A 26,886-nucleotide genomic window follows, 5' to 3' on the forward strand; every position below is an offset into this window, starting at 1 on the left:
AGATCACGACATCATTTCGAGCCGAAAAGGAAAGGCGGCCTCAAGTCCTGGCAGGGAAGCAAGACCGCCTTTCCGGCAGAAGCAGATACGGCGTTTTGAGCCGTCCGCCTCTTCTTCACGCTACGGGGCGGACGATTGGCAGTCAACGATACGCAAAAAGAGGAAGCAATGTACGCATACCTGACACGCATCGCAGGCAAAACAGCCTTCGCCCTGGTCCTTGTTCTTCTGGCCGCCGGCGCGACGGCGGCGGCACCAAAAACAGCCTATGACATTCCGCCCCAGAGCCTGCAATCCGCCCTGCTCCTTTATCAGGAACAATCAGGACTCAATCTGGCCTACCCGGACAATCTGGTGAAGGGTAAAACCTCGCCCGGCGTGAATGGAGAAGCCGCGGACATGGAAGCGTTGTCGCAGCTTCTGCGCGGCACCGGCCTGGCCTATGCCCGGACCGGTCAGGGCGGAATCGTGCTGAGGGAAGCCCTCGCCGGGACGACAGCCGGGTCACCCGGAGCAGCGCCGGATGTCCGGCAGGATAAAGTCCGGAAAGAGAACGCCCTGAAACTGGACAATATCGTGGTCACGGCCACCAAGACGGAAATGAAAACACACGAGGTGCCGGCGGCGGTAAATGTGGTCACGGATGAAGACATCAAGCTCACCCCCGGAGCGGACAATTACTACGACGCCATCCGCAATGTCCCCGGCGTTGCAGTGAGAAAAGAAGGATTTCAAGATACTGTCCTCATTCGCGGAAAAGAATCTTCCATATTGATCAACGGTCGAGACATGAACCCTTTTATTACCAACACCAGCCTGATTACAGGTTCCATGAATGTCGGCATGGGGGCCGTTGAACGCATTGAAGTGATCAAGGGGCCGCAAGCGGCCATTCATGGATCCAAGGCCGTATCCGGAGTCGTGAACGTCATTCATAAACGTGGAGACAAGGACAATCCTTTTGCGGAACTGCACGGGTTTTACGGCACGGGTGACGAGTTGAGCGGGGGCCTGAACCTGGGCGGCGGCTATGAAAATCTGTCCTGGTTTCTGGATTTTTCCGCAGCCGAGCAGGATGAATATAAAACACCCAAAGGCAAAATTCCGTACATGGATTACAAACGGAAGAATCTATATGTCCGTCTGGACTATGCCTTTTCGGACGACCATGAACTGTACCTTGATTATACCTACAATCGGTCGAAGAACACCTTGGGCGGAGACGGCTACCATTATACAAAATCGGAATGGAACCAAATCTATTCTCATGAACCCGAGTATCAGGGCGCTTTTTTAACATACAACGGCAAGTTTTCCGATATTTTTTCCTTGTACGCCACGGCTGGAATAGGAAAAAATGATTATGAAATGATCTACGGCAGCCCTAATTACAAGCCTCAGCATTTCCTGAACAAGGAAAATGAAACATTTTTCAAGGAGGATATTTTCCAGGGTGAAGTGCGCGGCACGGTGAATTTTCTTTCTGATGAGCGTTTGCGAGGGATTTTCGGGGTTCAATATAAAAATACCGATATAGATGGGAGCTCGGATTTGACATCCAATGGGATTAAAGAGCGTTTTTTTGCATGGGATGAACGTGAAAGATACTGGGCACCGTACGCGCAACTGGAGTTCAAGCCCATTCCGTATCTGTTGTTGGTGGGCGGCGTGCGTTACGATGATTACGATTCCAGCGGGAAAAAGATGACTGCGACCAATCCCAATGTCGGGCTGTCCATTTTTCCCTTTGCCGGCACTGATTACGACTGGAGCACCATCTGGTGCTCGTACAGCGAGGCATTCAAGACACCGACAGCCTCGGAGCGTTATCTTCCCGGTTTTCTGGGCGGAAATCCGGATCTTGATCCGGAAAAATCCCAAGGCTGGGAAATCGGATTAAAACAGCGAATTGCAACCTGGGCTAATTTTGAAATGAGCTATTTCCAAACGGATTATGAAAATTTAATCAGACTGGTGACCTTAGGACCGATGGAGTGGAAGTTTCTGAATGTGGACGAGGCGGAATACAAGGGCTATGAGCTTGCGGCGGAAATTTATCCTGCAGACTGGCTGACCCTGCATTTCAGTCTGACTGATTTGGACAGAGAAGACAAAGATACCGGGAAAAAACTTCTGGGGCAGCCCAACCAGATGTTTCAATACGGCGTGACCCTCAATGATCTCTATGGATTTTCCTTTTCCCTTTGGGGTCGCCAGAATGAGGATTTCAAAGTTAAGTCCGGAGGAAAAAAGGTCGCCCATCCGTCCGAAGGCGATATCATCTGGGACGCAAAACTGCTCTATCGTTGGGACCTTACCGAAAATTCAGTATTCGAGCCTTTTATTTCCGTGGAGAACATCGGGGATGAGGAGTACTATGCGTATCCTCCAGACATGGGCATCATGGAAGGCCGCACCTGGCATGTAGGGGCAAACCTGAGAGTCAACTTCTAATCATGGAGTCCGGCTTTTTATTTTCAATAGGAGATGAAGGAAATGAAAAAAAATATGCGTTTTTTTATTCTGGCAATCGGAGTTATGTTTATTTTCCCCAATAGTGTCCCGGCTCATAACTTCTGGATCAATATAAATGAATCAAATACTCCACCTGCTCATGTGATGATGTCCATTGGATATGGCCATAAAATACCCATGGATGAATACTTAAGCAGTCCTCAAGGTGTGATAAAATTAAAAGAGTATAATTTATACGACCCGGATCACAATGTATTGCATATTGAATACGAAAATCCGGATGCTATTGATGTGAAAAAACTTCCCGTATTGTCTGGAGCAATGGTGCGTACAGGGGATATGTTTGACCGTGGAATTGCATTTTCTCCGGATATGAAGCCTGGTACATGGCAGGTCACAGCAGATCAGGACTGGATGTTTGCAACACTATATAAGAATAAGGACGGCAAGCGCATTTATGAGCGAAAGGAGCTGAATAAAATAAAGGATATACAGTCCATTCTCTTCAGCATGGCGGCCAAGATGTCGGCCAAGTCTTTTTTCACTGTAGGTGGAAAATGGACTGAACCTAAACCGGTGGGACACCTCATCGAAATTATTCCCACCTCGGATTTGTCCAATCTGAAGGTTGGCGACAGTATTTCCTTTAAAGTTCTGCATAATGGCAAAGCGCTTGACAAATTCAATCGTGGTGAAATTCCGTTCTGGCCGTATTTTTGCGCATTCGGAACCAATTTTGGCGGAGAAGAAGAAGGGTTTCACCTTGCTGGATACCTGAACAACGGTGAAGGCCGGTTGAAAATCCCAGCATCAGGTCAATGGGTTGTGTATTCCTATCTTTATCTGCCTATAGATAAAGATTTGAACCCAGAACTGTATGGCAAGGCAAAGTATCAGTATATATCCGCATCAATCTCGTTCAATGTGAAATAGAGAAAAGACCCACCGGAACAAATTCTCCGGTGGGCTATTTTCTCAGGGCACTGAACCACCAAAGACTCTTTCCACAGACTGATTTTTTGGTAATAACGCATACGCCAATACAAAATCGAAAACTAGGTTCAGGCCTCATTAATTGCAAAAATGAGGAAAGTTGGTTAGTTGTGCTCAAAGGAGGATGCAATGAGCCAACTTTTCTACCTTTCCGCCGAACAACTGGAGCGTATCAAGCCTTTCTTTCCACTTTCACACGGCATTCCACGCGTCGATGACCTGAAAGTCATAAGCGGCATCATTTATGTCATCAAACATGGCCTGCAGTGGAAAGACGCGCCGCGCGAGTATGGCCCGTATAAAACGCTGTACAATCGTTTTTTGCGCTGGAGCCGGATGGGCGTCTTCAACAATATTTTTACCGAATTGGCAAAAACAGCGGGAAAAGATGGACGATTGATGATCGATGCAACCCACCTCAAGGCGCATCGAACCGCCGCCAGTTTGCTCAAAAAAGGGCTCTTTCCCGCTGCATCGGACGCACAAAGGGCGGCCTGAACTCCAAACTCCATGCCCTTTGCGACGGCCACGGCAGGCCTCTGGCCATGAAGCTCACAGAAGGCCAGGTAAGCGACTACAAAGGAGCCACCCTGCTTATGGATGCTTTGCCTGAGGCCAGAGAGCTGCTGGCGGACCGTGGTTATGACGCCGACTGATTCCGTGATGCCCTGCGCGCCAGAGGCATTACGCCCTGCATCCCGCCCAGAAGGAGCCGAAAGAGACCCTGCTCGTACGATAACGATCTGTATAAACAGCGGCACAAGATCTTTGGTCATGTTTGGCAGGATCAAGGACTGGCGGAGAATAGCCATGCGTTATGACCGCTGCGCGCATACCTTCTTTTCACCTCTATGCCTCGCCGCTTCCATCATTTTCTATCTCAATTAATGAGGACCGAGCCTAGATAGTGTCGTCAAACTATGGATAATATGGTAATGCCTCTTCATGCATGACGGGAGGGGCTATGTACGCACATCGACGACACGATATTTCTGACAGGGTTTGGGAAAACATACAGGCGCATCTCCCCGGCAAAAAGGGGAGCGTTGGTCGCCCGGCCGGAGACAACAGGCTGTTTATTAACGCGGTGTTCTGGATATTGCGAACGGGAGCGCCATGGCGCGATCTGCCTCCTGACCTTGGGGACTGGAAAAATACCCATCGCCGGTTTTGCCGTTGGCGTGACCGGGGTGTTTGGGAAAAACTCCTTGAAGTGCTCATGGTTGAGCCTGACTATGAGTGGCTGATGATTGATGCGAGCCATTGCAAAGTGCATCCCCATGCTGCCGGAGCGGTTGGCGGCAATCAGGCGATGAGCCGTACAAGAGGGGGCTCAACACCAAAATACATCTGGCCGTGGATGCGCATGGTATGCCGCTCAGAGTTGCTGTTACAGAAGGTACCAGAGCTGATTGCAAGGAAGCGTGCGCATTGATTGACGGCTTGAGCACGGAGATGCTTTTGGCTGACCGTGGATATGACAGCAATGAACTTATAGACAAGGCTGTTGAGTCCGGCTGCCAGCCCGTCATCCCGCCCAGAAAAAATCGCAAGGAACAGCGCGATTATGACAGAGAACTGTACCGTGTACGGCACCTGGTCGAGAACGCCTTTCTTCACCTCAAGAGATGGCGTGGCATCGCCACGCGTTATGCAAAACGAAGCCTCTCCTTCCTTGCCGCTGTGCAAATCAGGTGTATCTCGTTGTGGGCAGAAATAATTTGACGACACTATCTAGGTATGACCCTAAAATATATTACTTCTGATTGATTTTCAGTTTATTTCAGTGGGTTGAAGATTTTTCAGGGCTGACTATAAGGCGAAAAGCCGGCGCTGAAGCGTCGGCTTTTCGCCTTCAAGATTGCAAGTCATTGTCCTCTATCATTTGATATATTCGTTCATCGGCTTGGACAGGTAGACGTTGTTTGGCACCTTCTCCGTCGTATAATAGCCTGCGGGGCTCTGCAAAAGCGCAGGAATGCGGTTGACTAGGTTGGCACACGTCAGTTCCACCGTTGCCGGGCGGTTGACCACGATGGTCGTCTCAGGCTCGCCCATGAGCGTCCACTCATTCCTGTCAAATTCATCCGGCGCATATACTTTGCCGATGCACTCCGTCTCAAAGGTGATGCCCTCTGCCGTCTCCGTTATCACCACTGCCGACATGCCCGTCGCGTCTCCCGCCTTGATCGTCATATCCAATGTGGATGAATACAGATCTTCAACATGGGTCTGCGGCACGCAACGCTGCGTCTGGTTGGTGATGGTCAGCCCCATGCGACTACACAGCCAGCCATTCTGATTCCACATGTAAGGGGGTGGATACTCGCCGCTTTCGATCTTCGCGCTGATTTCCCGATACGACAGGTCATTATAGGCGCCAATCTCCTTGTCAAACTCTGCCATGGTCAGCCCTGCGCCGTGTCCTTTGGCCAAGGCGATGCCATAGTCCTCAACATTATAGCTGCTGCTTCCCTTGATCTTTGTGATCTTGTGCATGGAGCCTGCCAGCACATCAATAAGCACGCCCCAATACATATCAGGATAGCCACTGCCAGCCAATGTACAGTTGTTTTTCTTTGCAAGTTCATCCAGTTCCTTGGTAATGGCAGGCGAAGAATTCCACGGATAGAGCGATTCCTCACAGGTGGAGATGGCATTGATTCCATTTTCCGCAAAAACAGTAAACGCATCTTTCACATCTGCCATCGTGCTCATCGTTGCAATGACGCCGACATCCGGTTTGCGTTCCGCCAGGATGGCCGAGGCGTTCGCCGCGTCCGACACAACGACGCCCGTCTTGCCCGTGCCCATGATATCGCCGATATCCTTGCCGATGACATCGGCCCGCACATCAAAGGCAGCCACCACTTCTACGTCGTGTTCAATCAGATAGCGCATCAAAAAAACGCTCATCTTGCCTCAACCATATTGGGCTGCTCTTACCTTACGATTCATCTTGCGCCTCCTTCAGTTGATCTTGTAACCTGGTTCCAGTAGCCATTATCATAACATTTGGTGGCTCTTAATGAAACTCAGCAATCTTGGTTGGAGCATGTATCATGCACGCATTGAGTAAACACAGCGGAAGTTCTGCCTCCAAAAACCTACGGTTGAAGCGGTAGCAAAATTTATCAGTACTCTTGGAGGTACCGGGATGAAACGCCAGGAAAGGTTCCACCGATGAATTTCTTCACAGCGCCGATCATGAGCATCCTGCTGAGCTTTGTCTAGATAGCATCGTCAATTTATCTTTTATTTGAAGCAACTTTTGTGTATTCTCCTGAAAACAAGGAGAATACATGCCGCCAGCACATCTTTAGCTGCTGTGCGCATTAGATGTATCGCCATTTGGACAAAAATTTATTGACGGCACTATCTAGACAGCATCGCAATTTTTTGAACCGCGCTCAGCAATGAAAAAAAATGTCTGGTTTTCGGCCTGATCCTGCCCGCAATTGAAGGATATTTCGTTTAGCGAGTACATATCCCTTAAAACAAGGAAATACAAGGCGACAATCAACTCGAAGCACTATCTTCCGGTCGCGCCCAAGCTGCGGCACCCCGGCCCGGATATGCCGCTTTTTCCCCCGGCGCGGGGGATAACCCGGATGCGGGCGGCGATACGTTCTCTCAGGGCCGGAACGTGGGAAATAATCCCGATCAGTTTGCCGTCCCGGCGCAGACCGGCCAGGGTTTCCAGGGCGGTATCCAGGGCTTCGTCGTCCAGCGTGCCGAAGCCCTCGTCAAGAAACAGGGAATCCACGCGGACGTTCCGGCTGGCCATCTGGGACAGGCCGAGAGCCAGGGCCAGGCTGACGATGAAGCTCTCGCCGCCGGAAAGATTCTTGGTGGAGCGGATTTCTCCAGTCTGGTAGCTATCGATGACGTTGAGTTCCAGAGGCTGGGCGTTATCGCGGACCAGCGCGTAGCGGTCGGTCATGCGCCCGAGCTGCCGGTTGGCGTGGCCGACCATCAGCTCGAAGGTCAGTCCCTGGGCGAAATTGCGGTATTTCTTGCCGTCGGCGGAACCGATCAGCTCGTGCAGATCGCCCCACCGGCGGCACTCTTTTTTCCGGGCTTCGATGGCGGCCTGCTTTTCCTTCATCCGTTCCCGGGCAGCCGCGTTTTCACTCAGCCTGTGCCGGAGAGCGGCCAGAAGGTCCCGCTGCGCCTTCAGGGCGTCTTCGCAGCCTTTGAATCTGGGTTCGAGTTCTTCCAGAGAGTCTTCCGTGACCTTTCGGGCCAGTTCCGAGGCCAGCCGTGTTTCGCGGTCCTTTTGTCTGGCGTTAAGACTCGTCCGGCGCTCATCCAACTCTCTGGCCCTGGCCGCCAGCGCTCCCCTCTGCTCCAGGGAGAGTCTGGCCGCCAGAAATCCCGCTTCATCCGGAAACCCTGCGGGTGCAAGGGCTGCGGCGAACTCAGCTTCCAGGCTTCTCAGCTCCGGCTCCCTCCGGCCGATGCGCTCTTTCAGGGATGCGACATGGGCCTTCGCGGCATGCCATTTTTGCTGGAGCTCATTGTGCCGCTCTCTGGTCTGCCTTTCGACGCCTTCGGCATCGGAAAGCGCCTTGTTCAGGCGGCGCTCTTCATCATCTGGGCTCTTGCCGCCGTAAAGTGTCGTGCGCTCATCCTTTCCGGCCGCAAGTTCCTTTTTCAGGGCTTCCAGGCGCTCCTGTTTCTCGGCCAGAGCGGTGCTCTGCGTATCGATGACCGCATCCAGCCGCTTCAATTCGCCGTCGATCTCCGCAATCCGCTTTTCGGCGTCCGCCTTTTTCTCGGCCGCGGCCCGCCATGCCTCAAGCCGCGCTCTGAGAGTTTCAGGGAGCGATGCCGCATCCGTTTCTGAAATGTCCGCAATGCCAAGGGGCCCAAGTTTTGCAAAAATGGCCTGCCTGCGCCCGGCGCAATCGGCCCGGATTTTCTCCAGGCCGCTTTTTGCCTCGGTCAGGATGTTTTCGGCGGCCTTTCTGTCATGCGCCGCCGCTGTCTCCCGGTTTTCGGCTTCCGCCAGGTTTTTGCGGGCCAGATTGCCGTCCTCTTCAAGTTTTTTGATGGCGGATTCCTGATCCTCGGCCTGGGCGATCAGCCGGGTCAGGGCGTCGATCTTTTGCTCCACGCCGTCCGGAACAGGAATGTTTCCTGCCGCGAAGGGATGGCTGGTGGCGCCGCACAGCGGGCAGGGCGCGCCGTCTTCCAGCCTGGCTCGATGCTTCTCAAGTTCGGCGATTTTGGCGAGATAAGCCATTTCGCGCAGCAGCGTTTCCTTTTCGGCGCGGTATTCGCGCAGCAGACGGCCGCCCAGCAGCCGGGCCAGGGCATCCCTGCCTTGCTGAAGCCGCCCGCACAGGGCCTCGAGCTCCCGCTTCCGGGCGGCGCAGAGGCCCCGGCAGGCTTGGAGGGCCTTTTCCGCCTGCTCCAGAGCTTTCGCGGCGCTGTTCCGCCGGGCCTCCTGCCGGGAAATTTCCTGCTGTCCGAGGAGCAGGCCGTTCAGCTGTTCCTCAACGCCGGCCAGCCCTCCGGCCAGCCATTCATCCCGGCCGTGCTCCTTCAGATATTTTTCGGCGGCTTCAAGCGTCTCTCCGGCCCCGGCGCGGCGCTCAAGCTCCCTGAGACGGGCCTGCCGGGCTGCGCCGAGCTTCGCCATGTCCCGCGCGCATGCCTCTTCGGCTTCCGCGGCGGCCTTTTTCCTCTCGGCCAGTTGCTGGTCGAGGAGGCGCACCTTTCGCAGCACGGGCGCGGCGGCGGTCAGTTCTTCTCTGGCGCGGGCGGTGCGCTGCTCTGCCGATTTCAGAACTTCGGCCTGCGCTCCGGCGGAAGACTCAAGACCGGGCAGGCCGACGTTACCGGTTTTCAGAGCTTCTTTGTCCGCTGCCTGCTGTTTGCGGACTTCGGCGAGCGTTGCGTAGGCCCCGTCCAGCGCGGCCGCGTTCAGGGCCCGGTCGAGCCGTTCCCGTTCCGGCCTGAAGGCCTCGGTTTCGTCGCGCAGCTGGTCCGCCTCTTTGGCCAGATCACCCAGTTCCTTTCGCAGGCCGTTTATGGCGGTGAGCCAGGCGATGGCCCGAGCGGTTTCCCCCACCTTGGCCACCAGAACGGTTTCTTCTTTCATCCCGGCTTCCAGCGCCCGGACTGTCTCCGCTTCCTCTTCCGGAGCGAGCAGGGTGATGCCCGCCGTCTCGGCCTGGAGCAGGCGCAGGGTTTCCTGTTCGGCCCGGTGGCGCTCATGGATGCGCACGGATATGCGGCTGTAGATTTCCGTACCGGTGATCTGCTCCAGAATCGGCGCCCGCTCGTCGGGCGCGGCCTGAAGGAACGCGGCGAATCCGCCCTGGGCCAGCAGCATGGAGCGGGTGAAGCGGTCGAAATCCATGCCCGTGACCTTTTCGATCCGCCGGGCGACTTCCAGCAGTCTGGTTTCCAGAATCTCACCCGATCCGGCGTCGGCTATTTCGTGTCTCGGAGGCTGAAGCTCGCCATCCGGCTTCTTGCGCGCCCGGTGCTGGCTCCAGTGGGCGCAAAACCGTCCGGCCTGAGTCTCGAAGGTGACCTCGGCGAAACACTCGCCGGTCTGGCGGGACATGATTTCGTTGCCGTTTTTGGTGACTCTGGGCAGACGCGGCGTCCGTCCGTAAAGAGCCAGGCAGACGGCGTCGAGGATGGTCGTCTTGCCCGCGCCGGTGGGGCCGGTGATGGCGAAGATGCCGTCGGCGATAAAGGCCGGATCGGTCAGGTCGATCTCCCATTCCCCGGCCAGAGAATTCAGGTTCTGAAAGCGGATGTGGAGTATGCGCATGACCTTTTATTCCGCTTGGTCCTCGTGAAGGGACAGAAGCGCTTCCCGGTAGGTGCGCAGCAGCTCCGGCCGTTCTTCTTCGGGCACGCCGCGGGCATCCAGACAGCGTCTGAACACGTCCTCCACGCTCAGATCGTCCAGGGTTTCTTCCGCCCGGCCTTGCATCGCGCGGGCCGTGGCGCGGCAGTTTTTCACCCGCAGGATTTCGAGCCCCGTGCCGGAGATGGCCGCTTCCAGACGTTCGCGCAAATCTCCGATGATTCCGGCCCCTTCGTAAACGATTTCAAGCCAGGCCCGCGAACCCGCCGCCGACAATTCTTTGATGCGGCCCGCGATCCGCTCCCAGTCCCCGGCGATGCGTTCGAGCTCCTGAAATACCGGCACATCGATCAGATGTACGGACGCCGCCCGGCCCTGGAATTCGGCCAGGCAGACGCTTTTTCTCTGGCCCGCCTCGCCAAAGCCCATGGGCAGGGGAGAGCCGCTGTATCTGATGGTCTCCAGACCGCCGACCTTCTGCGGAACGTGCAGATGCCCCATGGCCACATAGTCGAAGCACGGCGGGAAGACGTCCGCGCTAACCTGGGCCAGAGAGCCGACGTAGAGGTCACGCACGCCGTCGCCCTCGACGGTCCGGCCTCCGGCGGCGAAAAGATGCCCCATGGCCACAATGGGAATGTCCGCCCCGAGCTCTCCGCGCTTTTCTTCGGCCGAGGCGGCGACGGCGGCGTAATGAGCGCGGATGCCTTCCACGAGCTTGCGTTCCTTGTCCTCCGGACTCTCCCCGGCTTCCGCCGTGCGGATGTCCCGGTCCCGCAGATAGGGCACGGCGCAGACGATCAGTTCCGGATTGTCCTGCTCATTACGGAGCACCAGTACCTCGTCTTCCGGGCGGGGGGCGGCGCTTCCGGCCACATGGACGTTCAGGGCCTTGAGCAGCTCTTTGGGGGCGTCGAGAAAGGACGGCGAGTCGTGGTTGCCGGCCACGACGACAACGTGCCGGCAGGAGGAGGCCGCCACCCGGCACAGAAAGCGGTAGTAGAGTTCCTGGGCGCGGGTGCCCGGAGTGCCGGTGTCGAAGACATCTCCGGCCACCAGCAGAATGTCGATTTCATTTTGCCGTATCGTCTCCGCCAGCCAGCCCAGAAAGACCTCGAACTCCTCGTGGCGCTTTCTGCCGTACAGGGTGCGTCCCAGATGCCAGTCGGAGGTGTGGAGAACTCTCATTTGGTAACCAATGCCTTCATCTGGTCAAAGTGGCGGTCATCGTCTTTTTGAATCAAGCAAAGCAGGTCGTTCAGTACCTGCTTCGTCATTGCTGTCCGGCTAAGTGATGCAATCTAACAGTGTGAAGTTATATGAATTATCGAATTTTCGTCGTCTGGGATTCAGGAGTTCATCCAAGGATGCCTCGCCGAGCAGGTTGAGTTGAATGAGCTGGAAGAGTTGCTGTACGGAGAGTCCGAGACGGCTGAGGAATTTCTGGTACGCGAGGAGCAGGTAAACCGTCAGGGCCGTGTAAATCTGGATCAGGACCGCATTTTCCGAGTTGCCGACGAAGGTCTTTATGCGCAAATTTTGTTTGATTTCCTTGAAGAAGAGCTCGATTTGCCAGCGGTCTTTATAGATGTCGGCGATGGTTTTCGCCGAAAGCCGGAAATGGTTGGTCAAAAATTCGTAGTGTTTCCCGGTTTCCTGGTCACGATAGCCGATACGGCGCAGGCGTAAGGATTTTCCCCGGCTGGAGACTTCAATGATGTGATCGGAAGTAACGCCGGTCTTGCGATTCACGAGGCGGCGCTCCAGGAGTTTGAAAACGGCGTTGCGCTTGAGCCGGGTCACAAAAAAGACGCCCTTTGCCCCGAGGATCCGAAACCAGGGATAGCTGGTGAAGCCCTTGTCAAAGACCACGATGGAGCCCTTGGGCAACTCCATAGCCTGAGCTATGCGGCTTTCATGGGTTTTGGCGTCGGTGACGGTTGCGAAAGCCGGGATATGGCCATCGTGATCCAGCAAGGTATGTACTTTGACGCCGCCCTTGGCCTGCCGAAACGAGGCCCAGGGAAAAAGCGGCAGGCAAAGCTTTATGGTGGTGGCGTCCAGACTGAGCAATTTGGATTTGAAACGGAATTTGTGCTTCGGGGCTTTTGCGGCGCACAGGCCGTACATTTCGACGAACAGATCCTTGAAAAAGCCTGCGGGGCGAGAATTGTTCGCGTCAGCAAAGGTCGAGCGGGCCACGTTTTTCAGTCCCCAGTGATACAGGCGGTTTCCCGCAGCCTCAAGGCAGCGCAGGCCATCGCGCATGGAACGTCTTGCGGCAAGCTGGATGAAGGCCATGACCGTGAACTGCTCCTTGAAACCGAATTGACGCGACGAGCGCCCGGTTTTGTGCCGTCTTTCGAGTTTCTGAAAAACATGTCTGGGAATCAGAGATAGTGTCTGGGAGAATAGTGTATTATGGTGACTCAAGTCCAAAATCTCCTTGTGTGGCAAGATGTTGTGGTGATTTCTTTTACCACATATCGCTGAGATTTTGGACTCTTTTCTTATCCCTTAGCCGGACAGCAATGGAGTTGAACCAATGGCTCGCTGTCATAACCTTTATCGGCAATAACAGTACAATTGCAAACCCCTTCGAGTAATTGTGGCGCAACACTGATATCCGCGCATTCGCCTCCCGTGAGGAAAAACGATACAGGGTTGCCGAGCGCGTCTACCTGTGCATGCAGCTTGGAGGTAAAACCTCCGCGACTGCGGCCCAAAGCTTGTCTGTGCTGCCCCCTTTTGCGCCAGCCGAATGTTTGTGGGCATGGATGTAAGAGGTGGTCCCCAAGATTCGGACAGGTGTGGTAGCTACTCAACCAGACAAGGAGAACACACATGTCCAACCGAAAGAACCACGCTCCCGCTTTCAAGGCCAAAGTGGCCCTGGCCGCCCTTTCCGGCGAGAAAACCATTGCCGAACTCAGTTCCGAGTTCGGCGTTCATCAGACGCTCATCCACAAGTGGGTGAAGCAGCTCAAGGGATCGGCTGCGGGCATCTTTGCCGGTGAAATCAAGACCGAAGAGGTCAGGAGAGAAAAACAGCTCCAGATGCTTCATGCCAAAATCGGTCAGCTTACCGTGGAACGAGATTTTTTAGCCGAAGCCTGGGGGAAGCGGTGAGCGTCTCCCGCAGGCAAAGCATGGTCAATTCGGGCCATGTGAAGCTCAGCGTTGTCCGGCAGTGTATTCTGCTCAAAGTCGCCCGTTCCAGCCTGTATTACAAAAGAGCCGGAGAATCGGCCATAAACCTCACAGTAATGCAGGAAATCGACCGTGCTTTCACGGAATGGCCGTTTCTTGGAGTGCGCCAGATGCGTCGTTACATGGTGTCGCTGGGATACAACGCTGGCAGACAGCGCGTCCGCCGTCTGATGCGGTTGATGGGTCTCATGGCAGTGTACCAGAAGCCGAAAACCAGTGTTCCGAACCCGGAACACAAACACTATCCCTACCTGTTGCGCGACTTGACCATAGATCGGAGCAATCAGGTCTGGTGTGCGGATATTACCTGCATCCCCATGCGCAAAGGTTTTCTCTATCTGGTGGCCATCATGGACTGGTACAGCCCTGGCGGCTCTCAAACACCATGGACACGGATTTTTGCGCCTCGGCTCTGGAAGAGGCCGTGGCGAAATATGGCAAACCCGATATCTTCAACACCGACCAGGGCTGTCAGTTTACCAGTTTTGCCTTTACCAACATCCTGCGAGATAAGGGAATCCGCATTTCCATGGACGGCCGGGGCCGCTGGCTGGACAACGTATTTATCGAACGCCTCTGGCGCTCACTCAAATACGAGAACGTGTACCTGAACGCTTACGAAACTGGCTCGGAAGCCCGCACCGGCATCGGCAGATGGATCGACTTTTACAACCAGACTCGGCCTCACAGCAGTTTGGGCGGGAGAAGCCCGGAGCGTTGTTACCATGAAGGGCTGTTAAAGGCAGCATGATGAGGAAAAAGACAAGCTAAGAAACAGCTGCTAACTGTCCAAACTATGGGGACACTTCTGTACGTACCGTCAATCATCACCGCTTCGAGATCGGGGTCAGACGCCAGAGCGAGAAAGATTGCTTTCCAAGAACCTTTTATCTGACAACGCCGAAAGCGGGAATACACGGCATTCCATGAACCATACTCTTCCGGCAAGGCCCTCCAGGGAGCCCCGGTGCGCAGCAACCAGATGATTGCATTTATGAATGTTCGTTTATCTTTGGCCGGACGACCACCTTTGGGTGAACCCTCGAGCGGCAGAACGGGCTCAAGCCGTTGCCAGGTCTCATCGGAAATTTCGGTATAGCACATGTCCAAAAGCTACACGAACCAAGCCTGATTATAAAGTTTGCAAACATACCCTGGGCACGATAGCCCCTTTTTGCGCGTTACGGCGCAGTTCCCGAAATATGCTCGGATGACTCCGATCAAGACACTTGGCGATTTCCCGGCAACTCATGCCCATGGACACAAATACTTCGATACCGATGCGTTCTTCCTGGTAAGATGGATAGGGACATGGCGGGCTTCTTCTGGCTGTGACGATTGGCGCTTCCAGCTCTGCCAGAATCTCGCTGTGTCCTTTTACCCATTTCTTCCCCTTCGCGGGTGGCGCATTCACAAATAGAATCCACTACCGTGACAGATCCTGCGACCATTTTCCGGAACCGGCGCAGGCAGCTTGATCTGGAAATGGAACGGCTCTGGATTTACCGGAACCTGCGATACCGTCAGGAGCGCAAGGGGCCCGGCAGCGGTTACCTTACGCCCACTCGCGTTCGAAGCGTTCCGGGCCGACGATCGCGTATCCGGCTTCGCGCAACGCCTGTTCCATGTCCTGCCCGTTGTCCGTCTGAATGCGGAAAATGAGCATTCGTTTGCTGTCGTGGAAAAAGGTCGCCGTGGACAGGATGTTCACGCCGCGGTTGAAAAAAATTCCGCATATCTCGGCCATGACTCCCTTGCGGTCCTCGGCTTCCACCGCGATGCGGCAGCCGCCTAGATCGAGCCCCAGTCCTTCCACCAGAACGGAAAGCATGATTCTGCGGCTGATGTAGCCCTTGAGGCGGCTTTTTCCGTCCACCACGGCCAGTCCGTCCAGATGGCGCTCGTACATGATTCTGGCCGCGACCTCGATTTCCATTTCCGGAGTGACGGTGGGAATGTCCCTCCGGATCAGATCTTTGACCGTCATCTTGGACAGCAGATAGCTCAGCTCGTGCCTGCTGAACGTGGTCGCGCCGGAAGGCAGGGCGGACCGGACATCCTCCTTGGAAACGCTGCCCTTCAGGATTCCGTCCTCCACCACCAGCAGAATCCACAGCTTGTTCTCCTCCATCATCTGGTCGGCTTTGGTCAGCAGGGTTTCAGACGTAATGGTGGGAACATGCTTCCGCATGGCAAGGCCAACGTACATACTTGACTCCTTTGATAAAATATCCGCAGAATCTGGAGGACAATCCCGAAATGCTTGTGCTTGACTCCGGTTTCCATTAACCGGAGAGTCCCCAGTTTGTGACAAAATTTCCGGCTCAATACATGGTTTCCAAACGCTTGGTTTTCCTTATTCTCGCTGCAGGCCTCCTGACAAGCGCCACCCGGCCGGGATTCGCGGAAAAACCCTTGCGTCTTTTTTTCGAGAAAAACATCGAGACGGCCAAACGCCCCGAACCACAGACGCATACGGTCCGCGAGGGCGAATGGCTGATCCGCATCCTCGAAGAAAAAGGGTACACCAGACAGGAAATCCGGGAACTTCTTCCCGTCGTGAAGGAACTCAACCCCGACATCACGGATCTGAACAAACTCCGGCCTGGGCAGACCCTGCAGCTCCCCGACGAACCTCCCGCCACCCTGAAAATCCGCCCCGCCATCCCGCCGGAGTCCAAGAAGAAAACCTACACGGTCAAGTCCGGTGATACGCTGGTATCCATACTCAAACGGGAAGGCGTGCCGCAGGAACTGATCTTCAAGGATTATCTGGGCCTTTTCCTCGAACTGAACCCCCAGATATCCGACATCAACAAATTGCGTGTAGGTCAGGAAATCGTTCTGCCCGTGCCCGGCTCCGCGCCCGCCGCCGCTGTTCCGGCAGTACCTGACAAAGCTCCGGCCAACGCGACTGCCGTGGCCGCGCCGGTATCGGCGGGACAAGGTGGCTCACCGGGCGGGGCAAATGGGACGGGAAGCCCGAATGCCACGGGCGGCGGTACGGCAGGTCCAGGAGGCCCGGCCCAGGGCCATGGAGGACACGGCGCGGCTCCGTCCGGTGCCCAGGCCAAGCTGCCGGTGCAGACCGTCAAGCCCAAGCCTCCGGCAGCGGAAAAACCCGTCAATGCCACCGAGGAAAAAGAGGAAGAAAAAAAGCCCGTCACGGGACTGCCTTTCGTCCGTTCGGTTCTAGAGCAGATGCGCTTTCGCTTCACCCCCGGACAGGAAGCCCTCTATCCTCTGCCCAAGGGCGGCTGGCTGCATGTTGACCTGGTCGACAGCCCTATCTTCGACACTCCATGGGGCGAGAAGGTCATTTTCGCCCTGACCCCGAAAAACCAAGAATGGATCGACAACGCCGAGGCTCTGGGCATGCGGGTGTGCCCCGTTTCGCCCGACTGGTCCTTGCAGGAAGTGCTGGAAAAACTGACCGAGACCTATCCCCAGGCATTCCGGCTGTGGGCCAAGGATCGGGATCTGGTGCGGTTCAAGGACGGCATGAGCATCACGTTGAAAGGACCGCAGATGGTCGTCATCGAACGGCGGCTTTCCGAAAAGGCCGTGTACATGCTCTGGCCCAGACAGACGCCCACGGAACCGTCCCTGCCCCAGGGTCTTCCTGAAGTGCTCTCGCAGGGGCGGATAAAGGTCATTGAGCTTGATGCCTACAACAAGCCCTCCCGCCTGCCCTCCCGCCCGAGGGGATCGGTTTACATCCCCGTGGCCACGCACACGGATCTGCTCCAGGCCATGCGCCTGAAAAAACTGGACGGCCGGGAGCCCCAGAATCTGGCCGAACTGCTGCGCATGCTGCAAGGCAAGGACATGCTGCATCAGGGCATGGCCAGGGCGGCATGGTACTCCGGCCCCAAAAGCCTGGCCGTTCAGGTCCCGGCCTGGCTTGTGTCCCCCGGGAGCGGCAAGATCATCCTGCTGGACAGCCGTTTCAGCGACGAGTCCCTGATTTCCATCCTCACCCAGGCCGGATACACCTGCTTCGTCCTGCCCAACTGACAGAGATCCGCATGCATGCTTTCGGCGTCTACGGCCATCTCGCCGGTCTGACCGAAGAGGAACTCCGGGCCTGCATGGCGCTGCTTGGCGGATACGAGTGCGAAATTCAGGACGATGTGCTGGATTTCGTCCATGAAGGCGGATTCGTGGACATCGATTCCGTTCTGGACGCCCTGCCCTCCATGCTGAGCCCGGCGGCGCGCGGCGTCATCGACATCATCGACCGTCAGGACTGGAAGATGCTCCGCTGCACCCTGGGCCGGGGGCACCTGAGCCAGGCGGCCATCGCTCTGGACAACGCCCTGGACACGGCATACGCCTCCGAAATACCCCGCTCCCGGTAATCAGGACGCACCATGCACGAACTTTCCGTGGCCGAAAGCCTGATCAAAATCATCACCGAAGAAATGGCCAAGTACAATCTGGACAAACTGCTCAAGGTCAAGGTGGTGTACGGACAGCTCTCGGCCATCGTGCCCGAGGCTCTGGATACGGCCTTCGAAGTGCTGACCCTCGGCACCCCCCTGGCCGGAGCCGTCATGGAACTGGAGCAAAAGCCCATGGCGGTCCGCTGCCGCCGGTGCGGCCATGAATTCACCCCGGCCAGAGAGGAGGTGGTCCGCATGCCCTGCCCGTGCTGCGCCGCGGAGACGGGACATGCCATCATCGCCGGCCGGGAGCTGTATATCGAACACATCGAGGCCGAATAGCCCGCCGGCCGGAGGAGAAAGACATGAAAGTGGATGTGGTGCGCGATATTCTTGAAGCCAACGACCAGGTGGCCGCGGAACTGAACACCGATTTTTCGGCCAGAGGCATTCTGGCCCTGAACCTGATGAGTTCTCCGGGATCGGGCAAGACCACCTTGCTGGAACGCACTCTGACCGACCTTCGGGACGAATTTTCCATGGCGGTCATCGAAGGCGACTGCCAGACCGAGAACGACGCCCGCCGCGTGGCCGCCACAGGGGCCCGTGCCGTGCAGATCAATACCAATGGCGGCTGCCATCTGGACAGCGATATGGTGCGCGATGCCTGCCAAAAACTCGGTCTGGAGGGCACCGACATCCTGGTGGTGGAAAATGTCGGCAATCTGGTCTGCCCGGCGGAATTCAGCGTGGGCGAGGACTACAAGGTGACCATTCTGAGCGTGACCGAGGGCGACGACAAACCCGAAAAATATCCGTTCATTTTCGCCGAATCGCGGGTCATGATCCTGAACAAGATCGACCTGCTGCCCTATGTCCGTTTCGATGTGGAAAAAGCCAGCGCCTTTGCCCGGGCTCTGAACAAAGATATGGAAATCTTTCCCCTTTCGGCCGCCACCGGAGAGGGCATGGGGGCATGGTACGACTGGCTGCGCCGGGAGCGGGCCGGAAAGCTGCGCTGAATTCTTCGCACAGCGCGGGAAATCCACCGGCCCCGCGCCCGTCACGCTCCCGAAAGCACTCCGTCCACCATGGCCTGGGCCTCGGCCTTGATCCGGTCCAGATGCTCCCGGCCCCGGAAACTCTCCACATAAATCTTGTACATGTCCTCGGTACCCGAAGGGCGCGCCGCAAACCATCCGTTCTCCGTGACCACCTTCAGACCGCCAATGGCCGCGCCGTTTCCCGGCGCATGGGTCAGCTTGGCCAGAATGGACTCTCCGGCCAGTTCCGAAGAAGGGACCTGGCCGGGCGTCAGGCTGGCCAGAAGCTCGCGCTGCTTCCTGCCGGCCGGAGCCTGAAGACGTTCGTACAAGGGCGAACCGTGCCGCGCCTCCAGTTCCAGATAGATGTCGCCCAGGTCCTTGCCGGTCACGGCGGTGATTTCCGCCGCCAGCAAATTCAACAGAATGCCGTCCTTGTCCGTGGTCCACACCCCGCCGTCCCGGCGCAGAAAAGATGCTCCGGCACTCTCCTCGCCGCCGAAGCAGCAGGCTCCGGACAAAAGATCGTCCACAAACCATTTGAATCCGACGGGCACTTCACGCACCTCACGGCCGTGGGCGGCCGCGATCCGGTCCACCATGGAGCTGGTGACCAGGGTCTTGCCGATCCGGCTCTCCCGGTTCCAGCCGGGCCGGCGTCCGAGCAGATAGTCGATGGCCACGGCCAGATAATGGTTCGGGTTCATGAGCCCGTGCCGGGCCGTGACGATACCGTGCCGGTCCGCGTCGGGGTCGTTGGCAAAAGCCACGGAAAAAGAGTCCTTCAGGGCAATGAGCTTGGCCATGGCCGAGGAAGAGGAACAATCCATGCGGATTTTGCCGTCCTTGTCCAGACTCATGAACATGAAGGCCGGGTCCACGGCCGCGTTGGCCACATTGATATCCAGGCCGTACAGTCCGGCGATGGGCTCCCAGAAGGGCAGTCCGGCCCCGCCCAGAGGGTCCACGCCGATGCGGACGCCCGCGCGGGCAATGGCCTCCATGTCGATGGCCTGCGCCAAGTCCCGCACATAGGGTTCAATGTAGTCGTGCTCCCCGCACAGCTTCAGGGCTCTGGCCAGCGGCACCCGCGCTATCGCCCCCGGAGAGGCCAGCAGTTCGTTGGCCCGTTTCTCTATCCAGGCGGTCACGTCCGTTCCGGCGGGGCCGCCGTGGGGCGGATTGTACTTGATGCCGCCGTCCTCGGGCGGATTGTGGGACGGCGTGATGACCATGCCGTCCGCAAGGCCCGAAGCCCGGCCCTTGTTATGGGTAAGAATGGCATGGGAAATGACCGGCGTCGGCGTGTAGCCGAAACCTTTCTGAAATCGGGCCGAAACGCCGTCCGCGGCCAGCACTTCCAACACCGTACGCATGGCCGGTTCGGACAGAGCGTGGGAATCCATGCCCACGAAAAGCGGCCCGTCGATGCCTTTGGACCGCCTGAACTCGCAGACGGCGCGGGTGATGGCCAGAATGTGGGCCTCGTTGAAGGACGCGCGGAAGGATGAGCCCCGATGCCCCGATGTGCCGAAAGACACGACCTGGTCCGGCACGGCGGGGTCGGGCGTCACGGTATAGTAATCGGCCACGAGCCGGGGCACATTGATGCGCAGGGATTCGGGCACGGCCTGTCCGGCCAGGGGATGTGCGGACATTGTTCCTCCTTGCGGCTACGAATCCGCGGACTCTCCTTCCGCCGGATGCTGGGTGCGCTGAACACGCCTCAGAGCTTCCAGTATCCGCTCGTCCTCCGGGTCCAGCTCGTGGGCCTTCTGGAAAAAAGGCGCCCCGTCGAAACCCGCTTTCTGAAATATTATGCCTATGTTGAAAGCCACATTCTTCGACGAAGCGGGCAGGTCCGGCTCCAGATCCAGAGCCTTGAGCATCCAGGAGTGGGCCTGAGCCATGTCCCCGCCCTCGCTGCACGCCAGCGCCATGTTGTAGATGAGACCGGCATTGTCCGGCGCCACATCGAGAATACGCTGGTATTCTTCCATGGCCTCGCGCCATTTGCCCTGTTTGCGCAGGACGATGCCCAGAGTGTTGACCGTGGCGATGTCCTTGGCCGAAAGCACTCCCCGCCTGAGGGCCAGGGATTTTCTGGAGTAGCGGACAGCCATGTCGGGGTTGGAATCCGCGCAGATATCCGCAATTTTTCCGGACAGGGCGGCCTCGTGATCCGCCGCTTCCCGCCGGGCCAGATCAAGGGCGTCTTCGAACATCGCGCCGGCTGCGGCGCTGCCGCCCCGCTCGATCTCCAGTTCGCCGATGCGCAGCATGCGTTCGGTATTGAGCGGACTGATGGCGTGCAGGCGGCGCAGATACTCCAGCTGCTTGTCCGCCCTTCCCGTCTGTTCGTACAGCTCGGCCAGGCGCTTAAGCGGGGCCAGATACAATTTTTCGCTTTCCGCCGCCCGCAGGAACATGACTTCGGCTCTTTCCAGCATGCCAAGGCCCATGAAAGCGTCGCCCCGAAGCATGTATGCGGCGGCGCTGCAAGGCTTGCAGCCCAGAACCTCGTCGCCGACCTGAAGGGCTTCCTCCCAGCATCCGGCCTCGAGAAGCCTTTTGCCTCTGTCCACAAGTTTGCCGAACCGCCCCTGGGGGCCGATGGTGAACGCCAGTTTTTCGGTGATGGAAGTGATGGAAGCGGGTTTGGTGATGATGTTTTGTGCGCCGTGTTCCACCAGAAGTACTGCGGAATACTGATCCACGTCCTGCGTCACCATGATGATCCGTATGCCGGAGCCGGCGCGCAGAATACTCCCCAGCACCTGATCCACACGGGTTCCGGCCACGTTTCTGTCCAGCAGAACGATGTATCCCGCATGCATGTCCCGATGCAGCGCGGCGAGCAGATCGGCGAGCGAGGCAAACCGGGACATGGCGATGGAAGATCCCAGAATGCGGAACAGAGCGCTCTCCACCAGATCCGCAAAGATGCCGTCATCCGTCAATACGGCGAAACGTCCGCCCGATGTGGCGTAGCTGGAAATGGCCGTCCTGTGGGCGTCCTGTTCCGGCCTGGACGCAGATTTCAATCCACCCATATTTTTTCCGACCAGATCGTATCGTCAATAAATTTTGCCCAAATCGCGACATGTCCGATATTCAGACAAGCCAAGGGACTCCTACCCTCTGCATGTTGACGGCGTATCGGCCACATATACCATCCTCTTTTTCCAGAGGGATACATAGAAACCGCCTCATTGAAAACAAAGACAAAGAGATTGCCGACGCAAAGCGGGCTAGACCAGAGTATCGATTAATACGCCCTGCATGTTCATCTGCGTGTGCAGGGCGACAGCGTTGGCCGCGAAAACCTGTTCGTTTTCGATCATCCGGACCATTTCCGCGGCCAAGTCTGTGGCCGAAGCTTCGGCCAGCCACTCCTCCCGGAGGGTCTTTTCCGCAAAATAGGCTTCGTCGGCCCGGCGGATGCGCTCGTCTTCGGCGCGAAGAGCCTCTTCCCGCCTGCGGTTTTCTCCGGCCTGACGCAGACCTTCTTCCGCATGGCGTTCCCGCACGCGGCGGCCAACGGCCTTTTCCTCTTCCAGGTGGCGTTCTTCCCTTTCCTCGCGACGCAAAGCCTCACGGCGGCGCTCCCGCTGCCGTGTTTCATGCGAGCCTTCCCGCACAATGCGCTGCACGCGCACACCCTCGCCATCGGGGCCGGTTTCAAAATCCACCCGGCTGGGCAGAAATCCTTCGGTATTCACATTGGCCACGTTGTTGGCCGAAACCCGCTGGGCCATACCCACGGCATGCAGAGCCTGAATGTTCGGCGTCATGAAGACCTCCGCTGGTTCAATACCGGTTTTCCTACTCGTTGCTTATCCATCCCGTCAAACACGTATCGTGATACCGGTATGCCATTATTCATTGCGGAAACGGAAAAGACTTCCGGCCGCCATTCGGACAAAATTCCCCGCCTGTCCGCAGCGGCCTATCCGTCCATCTGATCGATACAGGCGTAGGCGCTGTGATTGTGAATGGATTCCATCGACTCCACTTCCACCCGGAACCCCCGGACTCTGGGATGCGCGGCCAGCCGGGAAGCCGCGTTTCTGACCACATCTTCCACGAATGCCGGAGCCGCAAAAGCCGCCTCGGTCACGAATTTTTCATCCTCGCGCTTGAGCAGGGCATACACCGGCGAAGAACCCGACTCCCGGCCGATGTCGATGAGATCTTCCAGCCAGAGCATGCCGGAGCATCCGGCCTCCATGCGGATCATGGCCCGCTGGCTGTGCGCACCCTCTCGGGAAATGGCCTTGGAGCAGGGGCATACGGTCATGACCGGCACTTCCACGCCCAGGGCCAGCTCCGCCTCCGCATCCCGCATGGTGCCCCGCAAAAAGCAGGCATAGTCCACAAGGGCAGGAATGCCCGTGGCCGGGGCCCGGTGTTCCAGAAAGTAGGAGAACTGAAAGCACAGGTGCGCACTGCGGGCCTGCAGGCGGTCCCGCAGGTCGTGCAGCAGCCGCGTGCAGCCGGGCATGTCCAGAGTGTCCATGCCCCGCAGGGCCTCCAGAAAGCGGCTCATGTGCGTGCCTTTGAACCGGGCCGGAAGGTCCACGCTCAGATCCACGCGGGCCACGGTCCGCTGCTCCCCCCTGGCCCTGTCGCGCACGGTCAGGGGAATGCTCAGGCTTTTCACGCCCACGCGGTCGATGCGCAGGGGAACGTCGGCCGGGCCGCTCTGCACGTCGCGCATCAGGAAAGATCCTGCCCGGTGGTGGCCAGACTGATCTTGCCGTGCTTGACCCCCTTGGTGGACATGAGGCGCTCGGCCGTGGCTTTTATGGTCTCGCCCGGGCCGCGCAAAACCAGCACTTCCAGGCAGTTGTGGTGATCCAGATGGATATGCAGGGACGTGACGATGACATCCAGGGCGGCATGCTGGATTTCGGTTATTTTCTGGGCCAGATCCGACTGGTGATGGTCATAGACCAGAGTCAGGGTGCCGACCATCTCCTTGCCGGGATTCTCCCATTCCTTCTGCACCAAAGTGTTGCGGATAAGGTCGCGGATGGCTTCGGACCGGGTCTGGTAGCAGCGCTCCTCGCACAGGGCGTCGAATTTCTCCAGCAGATCCGAATCCAGCGATACTCCGAAGCGTATTGTTTCCCCCATGCATTCCTCCTTGCGGCTCTTCGCCGGTTATTCGGGACAACGCCGCAAACCCTGCCCGGCTCCAGAGTCAGGCTGAAGGCCGAAGGCGGGGCCGGGACAGCTCCCAGAGGGTGACGGCCACGGTGGTCTGATCCGAGGGCACCCGTTCGTGCCCCCGGTCCGCCACTTTCCAGCCCCTGCGGGCGAACCTGCTCCAGACATCGCGGGAAACGGTCCGCTCCGGATCCGCGAACCAGGCCCGGCCATCGGGTTTCAGGCAGCGCAGCAGCAGTTTCTCCAGCGGCTCGAAAAAACGCTGCTCGTAGAAGACATCTCCGCCCCAGATATGATCGAAGACTCCGGCGGCAAGGGCCGGACGGTTCCAGTCGGCGCAGAGCCACAGCGGCGAAGACACCGCGTTTTCCCGCGCATTCAGAGCCGCGAAACAAAGCGCCTCGTGCTGGTGGTCCATGCCCACCACGCGCGCACCGAGCACGGACGCTACCAGAACGGACAGCCCCAGGCCGCAGCCCAGATCCAGACAGACCCGGCCGGACAGATCCCGCCCGGCCAGCCAGCCGCACAGGGCCACGGTCGCGGGCCACAGTTCCACCCAGTAGGGGATATTGTCTTCGGTCCCAGGGTCGCTGTCATCCATTTGCTGCCAGAGGGACTCCAGATCCGCCGGACGCGCCAGGCTCCAGTTCCGCCCGGCGGCCTGAACCCGCAGCCGCTGGAAACTTTTTCCCGGCGCGTTATTTTCCACGGAGAACCGCCCCAGGCATGTCCGGGAAAGACCTTCTCCGGCCGGACAGGGCGCAGCATCTTCCAAAATAATGGAACATCCGTTCCTACGCCTTCGCGCCCGCCATCATCAGGCCGATATTACCGGTTTTGACCCTGTCCTCCGCCGGGAAGACATCCACAACACGGCCCTCGAACATGACTGCGATACGGTCGGCCAGGGTCAGGGCCTCGGACAGGTCGCCGGTGATGAGCAGAATGCCCGCTTCCTCCCGGGCGGCCAGCAGAGTCTTCCAGACTTCCTCGATGGCCGACACGTCCAGTCCCTGAGTGGGCTGTTCCGCCACAATGAGCCGGGGCCGACGGTGGAACTCCCGGGCCAGCACCATTTTCTGAAGATTCCCGCCCGAAAGCTGCCAGGCCCGGCAGGACTCGTCGGGGGGAGAAACATGAAACTGCGTGATCAGGCTTCTGGCGGCGGTGCGGGCCTCCGCGCGCTTCAGCCACACGGAAGAGGCATAGCCCTGGCGGGTGGTGAGCAGGAAATTGTCCACCAAGTCCATGTTCCGGCACACGGCCAGCCCCATGCGATCCTCGGGGATGTAGCTCAGCCCTCCCTGCCAAGGCGGATCGGCGAAAAACGCGGACCAGGACCTGCCCAGCACGACGGCCTCGCCCGCGTCCGGACGGCGCAGCCCGCAGACGGTTTCGGCCAGATCGCGCTGACCGTTGCCCGCCACGCCGACCACAGCCAGGATTTCCCCCTGGCGCAGGGACAAAGACACGCCGCGCAGCATCCCGGCATGCACATCCTCCAGACGCAGCACGTTCTGGCGCGGCTCTCGGGGCTTGCGGCGTACATCGAGGAGCACTTCCCGGCCCACCATGCGCCGGGCCAGATCGGCCTGGGAACGGACATCGGCGGCCGCGACTTCGTCCACCACCTGTCCCTTGCGCAGAATGGCCACCTCGTCGGCCAGAGCCATGACCTCGTGCAGTTTGTGGGAAATATAGACGATGGCCTTGCCCTGGGCGACCATGTTCCGCAGGGCCTGGAAAAGCTGTTCGCCCTCCTGGGGCGTGAGCACGGCCGTGGGTTCGTCGAAAATGAGCACCCGGCTGCGGCGTTCCAGCAGACGCAGGATTTCCACCCGTTGCCGCTCGCCCATGGACAGATCGGCCACGCGCGCGGCGGGGTCCACCTCCAGACCGTACGACTCCGCCAGCTCGCGTACACGCTTCTCCAAATCCGCCGGGGAGATGAAAAACCCGGGCTCCTGGCCCAGAAAAACGTTTTCGGCCACGGTCATGGCCTCCACCAGCATGAAGTGCTGATAGACCATGCCGATGCCCGCCCGGATGGCGTCGCGGGTGGAGCGGAACACGCGGGGCTCGCCATCCACCAGGATTTCTCCCGCGTCAGGGCGGTAATGCCCGGCCAGAATGGACATAAGGGTGCTCTTGCCCGCGCCGTTCTCGCCGAGCAGGGCCTTGATCCGCCCCGGATGGATATCCAGGCTGATCTCCCCGTTGGCCCGCACCGACCCGAAAACCTTGGTGATGCCCCGCAGGGCCACCGCCGCCGGAGCCACGGTCACGGCTATCCCTGCCGCCGCCCGGCCAGAGGCTGCACGAACTGCGATTCCGTATCCCAGGGGAAGAGAATCCACGTGTCCTGGCTGACCTCGGTCACATAGGTGTCCACCAGAGGCCGCCCGGCGGGCTTGGCGTAGATGGAGGCGAAATGCGCCTTGGGCAGAAGCTCCCGGATGAGTCTGGCCGTCCGCCCTGTGTCCACCAGATCGTCGATGATGAGCCAGCCCTCGCCGTCGCCGTTCACCCCCTTGAGGAGCTTCACCTCGCCCTTCTGGTCCTGCCAGTCGTAGCTGGCCACGCAGACCGTATCCACCAGCCGGATATCCAGCTCCCTGGCGATGATGGCCGCAGGCACCAGCCCGCCACGGGTCACGGCGATGATGCCGTTGAAGAAGTCCTTGTCCAGAAGACGCCAGGACAGGGCCTTGGCGTCGCGATGCAGCTGGTCCCAGGAAATGGGATAGGTGCGCTGGTATCTGTTTTCAGTCAT

At 58.1% G+C, this 26,886-nt stretch carries 23 protein-coding genes and 3 pseudogenes; 9 read left to right on the plus strand and 17 right to left on the minus strand.

Features of this window, described 5'->3' with window-relative positions; all coding sequences use genetic code 11:
• Positions 1-135: 135 nt before the first annotated feature.
• The 4 genes and pseudogenes from AXF15_RS01345 (at position 136) to AXF15_RS13200 (ending at position 5,193) form a co-directional block, all read left to right on the plus strand.
• Entirely contained in the window at positions 136-2,454 is a 2,319-nt protein-coding gene (locus AXF15_RS01345; protein WP_151192246.1) for a TonB-dependent receptor, read from the plus strand.
• A gap of 42 nt (positions 2,455-2,496) precedes the next feature.
• On the plus strand, positions 2,497-3,408 hold the full coding sequence (locus AXF15_RS01350) for a DUF4198 domain-containing protein (RefSeq protein WP_169793560.1): 912 nt from the start codon (positions 2,497-2,499) through the stop codon (positions 3,406-3,408).
• A 189-nt stretch (positions 3,409-3,597) separates the two neighbouring features.
• Positions 3,598-4,356 (plus strand): annotated as a pseudogene (locus AXF15_RS13195) (IS5 family transposase).
• A gap of 76 nt (positions 4,357-4,432) precedes the next feature.
• Positions 4,433-5,193, plus strand: a protein-coding gene (locus AXF15_RS13200; protein ID WP_211258996.1) for an IS5 family transposase whose coding sequence is annotated in 2 segments (ribosomal slippage) — positions 4,433-4,790 and positions 4,790-5,193 — 762 coding nt in all. Because the reading frame shifts where the segments join, the coding sequence is not laid out codon by codon here.
• Positions 5,194-5,349: 156 nt separating this feature from the next.
• Here the strand turns inward: AXF15_RS13200 and AXF15_RS01375 are convergent.
• The 6 genes and pseudogenes from AXF15_RS01375 to AXF15_RS14780 all read right to left on the minus strand — a co-directional run bounded on the left by AXF15_RS01375 (position 5,350) and on the right by AXF15_RS14780 (position 13,221).
• Complete coding sequence (locus tag AXF15_RS01375; protein ID WP_236884793.1) at positions 5,350-6,384, minus strand: NAD(P)H-dependent amine dehydrogenase family protein; 1,035 nt, start codon at positions 6,382-6,384, stop codon at positions 5,350-5,352.
• A 109-nt stretch (positions 6,385-6,493) separates the two neighbouring features.
• A pseudogene (locus AXF15_RS14460) lies at positions 6,494-6,680 on the minus strand (IS1595 family transposase); the annotation flags it as partial.
• Positions 6,681-7,000: 320 nt separating this feature from the next.
• A complete protein-coding gene (locus AXF15_RS01380; protein WP_066602306.1) occupies positions 7,001-10,261 on the minus strand; it encodes an AAA family ATPase in 3,261 nt (1,086 codons plus the stop codon).
• A 6-nt stretch (positions 10,262-10,267) separates the two neighbouring features.
• A complete protein-coding gene (locus AXF15_RS01385) occupies positions 10,268-11,488 on the minus strand; it encodes an exonuclease SbcCD subunit D C-terminal domain-containing protein (RefSeq protein ID WP_066602309.1) in 1,221 nt (406 codons plus the stop codon).
• A 99-nt stretch (positions 11,489-11,587) separates the two neighbouring features.
• Complete coding sequence (locus AXF15_RS01390) at positions 11,588-12,733, minus strand: IS4 family transposase (RefSeq protein WP_083517788.1); 1,146 nt, start codon at positions 12,731-12,733, stop codon at positions 11,588-11,590.
• 77 nt (positions 12,734-12,810) lie between these two features.
• Positions 12,811-13,221 carry a transposase gene (locus AXF15_RS14780; protein ID WP_083518067.1) on the minus strand — a complete coding sequence of 137 codons (411 nt, stop codon included), beginning with the start codon at positions 13,219-13,221 and terminating at the stop codon, positions 12,811-12,813.
• On the opposite strand from AXF15_RS14780, the pseudogene AXF15_RS01400 reads away from it, so the two are divergent.
• Positions 13,145-14,261 (plus strand): annotated as a pseudogene (locus AXF15_RS01400) (IS3 family transposase). The gene AXF15_RS14780 and the pseudogene AXF15_RS01400 overlap by 77 nt on opposite strands.
• Here the strand turns inward: AXF15_RS01400 and AXF15_RS14785 are convergent.
• The 3 genes from AXF15_RS14785 to AXF15_RS01405 form a co-directional block, all read right to left on the minus strand.
• The gene (locus tag AXF15_RS14785; RefSeq protein ID WP_083517789.1) at positions 14,231-14,614 is read right to left on the minus strand and encodes a transposase; all 384 of its coding nucleotides are present in this window, start codon (positions 14,612-14,614) and stop codon (positions 14,231-14,233) included. The pseudogene AXF15_RS01400 and the gene AXF15_RS14785 sit on opposite strands and share 31 nt — an antisense overlap.
• Positions 14,615-14,642: 28 nt before the next feature.
• A complete protein-coding gene (locus tag AXF15_RS14790) occupies positions 14,643-14,924 on the minus strand; it encodes a helix-turn-helix domain-containing protein (RefSeq protein WP_151192248.1) in 282 nt (93 codons plus the stop codon).
• Positions 14,925-15,065: 141 nt separating this feature from the next.
• Complete coding sequence (locus AXF15_RS01405; RefSeq protein WP_066602314.1) at positions 15,066-15,719, minus strand: CBS domain-containing protein; 654 nt, start codon at positions 15,717-15,719, stop codon at positions 15,066-15,068.
• A 206-nt stretch (positions 15,720-15,925) separates the two neighbouring features.
• Here AXF15_RS01405 and AXF15_RS01410 point away from each other — a divergent pair, with 206 nt between their 5' ends.
• Genes AXF15_RS01410 through hypB form a run of 4 tightly spaced genes read left to right on the plus strand, consistent with a single transcriptional unit; the run spans position 15,926 to position 18,917 of the window.
• The gene (locus AXF15_RS01410; RefSeq protein ID WP_169793562.1) at positions 15,926-17,527 is read left to right on the plus strand and encodes a LysM peptidoglycan-binding domain-containing protein; all 1,602 of its coding nucleotides are present in this window, start codon (positions 15,926-15,928) and stop codon (positions 17,525-17,527) included.
• An 11-nt stretch (positions 17,528-17,538) separates the two neighbouring features.
• A complete protein-coding gene (locus AXF15_RS01415; protein ID WP_066602319.1) occupies positions 17,539-17,871 on the plus strand; it encodes a hypothetical protein in 333 nt (110 codons plus the stop codon).
• 12 nt (positions 17,872-17,883) lie between these two features.
• The gene (locus AXF15_RS01420) at positions 17,884-18,237 is read left to right on the plus strand and encodes a hydrogenase maturation nickel metallochaperone HypA/HybF (RefSeq protein ID WP_066602321.1); all 354 of its coding nucleotides are present in this window, start codon (positions 17,884-17,886) and stop codon (positions 18,235-18,237) included.
• A 23-nt stretch (positions 18,238-18,260) separates the two neighbouring features.
• Positions 18,261-18,917, plus strand: a complete 657-nt coding sequence (gene hypB, locus AXF15_RS01425; RefSeq protein WP_066602322.1) for a hydrogenase nickel incorporation protein HypB — start codon at positions 18,261-18,263, stop codon at positions 18,915-18,917.
• 41 nt (positions 18,918-18,958) lie between these two features.
• Here hypB and pgm read toward each other — a convergent pair whose 3' ends face one another.
• The 8 genes from pgm to gpt all read right to left on the minus strand — a co-directional run bounded on the left by pgm (position 18,959) and on the right by gpt (position 26,886).
• On the minus strand, positions 18,959-20,596 hold the full coding sequence (gene pgm, locus AXF15_RS01430) for a phosphoglucomutase (alpha-D-glucose-1,6-bisphosphate-dependent) (RefSeq protein WP_066602324.1): 1,638 nt from the start codon (positions 20,594-20,596) through the stop codon (positions 18,959-18,961).
• Positions 20,597-20,611: 15 nt separating this feature from the next.
• Entirely contained in the window at positions 20,612-21,991 is a 1,380-nt protein-coding gene (locus AXF15_RS01435; protein ID WP_066602325.1) for a response regulator, read from the minus strand.
• Between the two features lie 198 nt (positions 21,992-22,189).
• A complete protein-coding gene (locus tag AXF15_RS01440) occupies positions 22,190-22,732 on the minus strand; it encodes a flagellar basal body protein (RefSeq protein ID WP_066602328.1) in 543 nt (180 codons plus the stop codon).
• Between the two features lie 155 nt (positions 22,733-22,887).
• Positions 22,888-23,658 carry a GTP cyclohydrolase FolE2 gene (gene folE2 / locus AXF15_RS01445; protein WP_066602329.1) on the minus strand — a complete coding sequence of 257 codons (771 nt, stop codon included), beginning with the start codon at positions 23,656-23,658 and terminating at the stop codon, positions 22,888-22,890.
• Complete coding sequence (nikR, locus tag AXF15_RS01450; RefSeq protein WP_066602331.1) at positions 23,658-24,077, minus strand: nickel-responsive transcriptional regulator NikR; 420 nt, start codon at positions 24,075-24,077, stop codon at positions 23,658-23,660. The genes folE2 and nikR overlap by 1 nt, the downstream gene beginning before the upstream one ends.
• 67 nt (positions 24,078-24,144) lie before the next feature.
• The gene (locus AXF15_RS01455; RefSeq protein WP_066608534.1) at positions 24,145-24,822 is read right to left on the minus strand and encodes a class I SAM-dependent methyltransferase; all 678 of its coding nucleotides are present in this window, start codon (positions 24,820-24,822) and stop codon (positions 24,145-24,147) included.
• Positions 24,823-24,907: 85 nt separating this feature from the next.
• Positions 24,908-26,398: an ABC transporter ATP-binding protein gene (locus AXF15_RS01460; RefSeq protein WP_066602337.1), complete on the minus strand. Its 1,491-nt coding sequence runs from the start codon at positions 26,396-26,398 to the stop codon at positions 24,908-24,910.
• A 2-nt stretch (positions 26,399-26,400) separates the two neighbouring features.
• Positions 26,401-26,886 carry a xanthine phosphoribosyltransferase gene (gene gpt, locus AXF15_RS01465; RefSeq protein WP_066602339.1) on the minus strand — a complete coding sequence of 162 codons (486 nt, stop codon included), beginning with the start codon at positions 26,884-26,886 and terminating at the stop codon, positions 26,401-26,403.

The sequence above is a fragment of the Desulfomicrobium orale DSM 12838 genome (assembly GCF_001553625.1).
GTDB classification, from domain to species: Bacteria; Desulfobacterota; Desulfovibrionia; order Desulfovibrionales; family Desulfomicrobiaceae; genus Desulfomicrobium; species Desulfomicrobium orale.

Bases quoted from the DNA above. Each gene is read 5' to 3' on its own strand.
- AXF15_RS01350 (WP_169793560.1), top strand. From the start codon at position 2,497: ATGAAAAAAAATATGCGTTTTTTTATTCTGGCAATCGGAGTTATGTTT.
- AXF15_RS01375 (WP_236884793.1), bottom strand. From the start codon at position 6,384: ATGAGCGTTTTTTTGATGCGCTATCTGATTGAACACGACGTAGAAGTG.
- AXF15_RS01380 (WP_066602306.1), bottom strand. From the start codon at position 10,261: ATGCGCATACTCCACATCCGCTTTCAGAACCTGAATTCTCTGGCCGGG.
- AXF15_RS01385 (WP_066602309.1), bottom strand. From the start codon at position 11,488: ATGAGAGTTCTCCACACCTCCGACTGGCATCTGGGACGCACCCTGTAC.
- AXF15_RS14780 (WP_083518067.1), bottom strand. From the start codon at position 13,221: ATGGTTTTCTCGCCGGAAAGGGCGGCCAGGGCCACTTTGGCCTTGAAA.
- AXF15_RS14785 (WP_083517789.1), bottom strand. From the start codon at position 14,614: ATGTGCTATACCGAAATTTCCGATGAGACCTGGCAACGGCTTGAGCCC.
- AXF15_RS01405 (WP_066602314.1), bottom strand. From the start codon at position 15,719: ATGTACGTTGGCCTTGCCATGCGGAAGCATGTTCCCACCATTACGTCT.
- AXF15_RS01415 (WP_066602319.1), top strand. From the start codon at position 17,539: ATGCATGCTTTCGGCGTCTACGGCCATCTCGCCGGTCTGACCGAAGAG.
- AXF15_RS01420 (WP_066602321.1), top strand. From the start codon at position 17,884: ATGCACGAACTTTCCGTGGCCGAAAGCCTGATCAAAATCATCACCGAA.
- hypB (WP_066602322.1), top strand. From the start codon at position 18,261: ATGAAAGTGGATGTGGTGCGCGATATTCTTGAAGCCAACGACCAGGTG.
- pgm (WP_066602324.1), bottom strand. From the start codon at position 20,596: ATGTCCGCACATCCCCTGGCCGGACAGGCCGTGCCCGAATCCCTGCGC.
- AXF15_RS01435 (WP_066602325.1), bottom strand. From the start codon at position 21,991: ATGGGTGGATTGAAATCTGCGTCCAGGCCGGAACAGGACGCCCACAGG.
- AXF15_RS01440 (WP_066602328.1), bottom strand. From the start codon at position 22,732: ATGACGCCGAACATTCAGGCTCTGCATGCCGTGGGTATGGCCCAGCGG.
- folE2 (WP_066602329.1), bottom strand. From the start codon at position 23,658: ATGCGCGACGTGCAGAGCGGCCCGGCCGACGTTCCCCTGCGCATCGAC.
- nikR (WP_066602331.1), bottom strand. From the start codon at position 24,077: ATGGGGGAAACAATACGCTTCGGAGTATCGCTGGATTCGGATCTGCTG.
- gpt (WP_066602339.1), bottom strand. From the start codon at position 26,886: ATGACTGAAAACAGATACCAGCGCACCTATCCCATTTCCTGGGACCAG.